Source organism: Amycolatopsis sp. SID8362 (genome assembly GCF_010550475.1).
GTDB classification, from domain to species: Bacteria; Actinomycetota; Actinomycetes; order Mycobacteriales; family Pseudonocardiaceae; genus Amycolatopsis; species Amycolatopsis eburnea.
The window spans coordinates 1-1,718 of record NZ_JAAGNB010000986.1; the positions used below are offsets into that span (position 1 = coordinate 1).

2 protein-coding genes are annotated in these 1,718 nt (G+C 75.0%); one reads left to right on the forward strand and one right to left on the reverse strand.

Features of this window, described 5'->3' with window-relative positions:
- Positions 1-394, reverse strand: a 394-nt coding sequence (locus G3I65_RS30910) for a hypothetical protein (protein WP_160699235.1), incomplete at its 3' end; no start/stop codon positions are given.
- 110 nt (positions 395-504) lie between these two features.
- Here G3I65_RS30910 and G3I65_RS30915 point away from each other — a divergent pair.
- Positions 505-1,718: BTAD domain-containing putative transcriptional regulator (locus tag G3I65_RS30915; protein ID WP_309235822.1), on the forward strand; the 1,214-nt coding region annotated here is incomplete at its 3' end.

A 1,718-nucleotide genomic window follows, 5' to 3' on the forward strand; every position in this document is an offset into this window, starting at 1 on the left:
CCGTGGCGTCGAGCGCGACCGGACCGTCCACACCGGACTGCCGCGCGGTGACGTCCACAATGGTGCCGTCCAGGACGGCGGTGCGGACCACGACGGCGCCGGTCCACACCGCGTCGGCCGCGACGGGCGGCGCCTGCCCGGTGTCCCAGGAGGCGGCGACCTCCCAGGGCACCGGCTCGCCGGTCCGGCGGAACTGGGCCGTCGCGGACACCCTGGGGTCGAGCGGGACCGCGAGGTCGAACCGGTCGAAGACGGCCGTCACCGGCTCGGTCACGAGCGCCGGGTCGAGCTCGTAGGCCACGGTGCCGAGCGCGAGCAGCGCGTCGGTGGTCAGCACGGAAGCGCGGGCCGCCGGGTCGGCGAGCCGCAGCACGATCTCGCTGGCGACGTCCATGGGCCCACCGTGGCAAGGCCGGTCGACAGCCCGTCGACAACCGGTCGACAGCACGGAAGTTGGGCCGAACGGCCCTGTATCCACACCGGCGGCCGGTCCTCCTGAGAAAGGTGGGGACGGACGACCCGAGCGAGACCCGCGCGGCCCAGGGACCGGCAGGACCGGAGTTCCGCGTGCTCGGCGCGTTCGAAGTCCGGCTGCGCGGCCGGCCGCTCGACCTGGGCGGACCCCGCATCCGCACGCTGCTCGCGTTGCTGATCGCGAACGCCGGGCGGGTGACCGGAGTGGACACCATGGCCGACGCGTTGTGGGACGTGGACGCGACTCCCGGCACGCCGCGCACAGTCCGGACCTACATGTCGCGCGTGCGCCGCTCGCTGGCCCCGGTCGCCGAAGCCCTCGGCGTGCCCGACCTGCTCGAGACCCGCGCGGCCGGCTACGCCCTGCGGCTGGACCCGGCGCTCGTCGACGCCCGCGAGTTCGAAGGACTGGTCGGCGCCGGGCGGACCGCGTTGGTGGCAGGCGATCCGGTGACAGCGGCGGAAAAGCTGTCACGCGGGTTGGCGCTGTGGCGCGGTGACGCCTACGAGGATTTCGCGGGCTCCGTGGCGTTGCAGGCCGAAACGCGGCGGCTGCACGCGTTGCGGCTCGGCGCCGTCGAAGACCGGGTCGACGCCGACCTCGCGACCGGCGCGGGCGAAGCCCTGATCGGCGAACTTACGACGTTGAGCGAGGAGCACCCCGGCCACGAACGGCTGTGGGGGCAGCTGATGACGGCGCTGTACCGCGCCGGCCGCCAGGCGGACGCGCTGGACGCGTTCACCCGCGCCCGTTCGGTGCTCGTCGACCAGTTCGGGCTCGACCCGTCGCCGCGGCTGTCCGAAATCCACCGGCGGATCCTCGGCAACGACGCCCGCTTGCTGCCTGCCGCCACCGCGCCGGCCCGGCCGGTGGTGGCGGGCCGCAACGACCTGCCCGGCGACATCGCCGACTTCGCCGGCCGCGAGGCGGAACTGTCCCGGCTGCTGTCGGTCCGGGACGGCGTCGCGCACACCGCGCCGACCGCCGTCGTGATCGAGGCGATCGACGGGATGGCCGGCATCGGCAAGACGACGCTCGCGATCCACGCGGCGCACCGGCTCGCCGGGCAGTACGGCGACGCGCAGCTGTTCATCGACCTGCACGGGCACACGTCCGGCCAGGAACCGGTCACCCCGGCGGCGGCGCTGGACACCCTGCTGCGCGCGCTCGGCGTGACGGCGGACCGGATCCCGCTCGACCCCGACGCCCGCTCGGCGCTGTGGCGGGCGGAACTCGCCGGCCG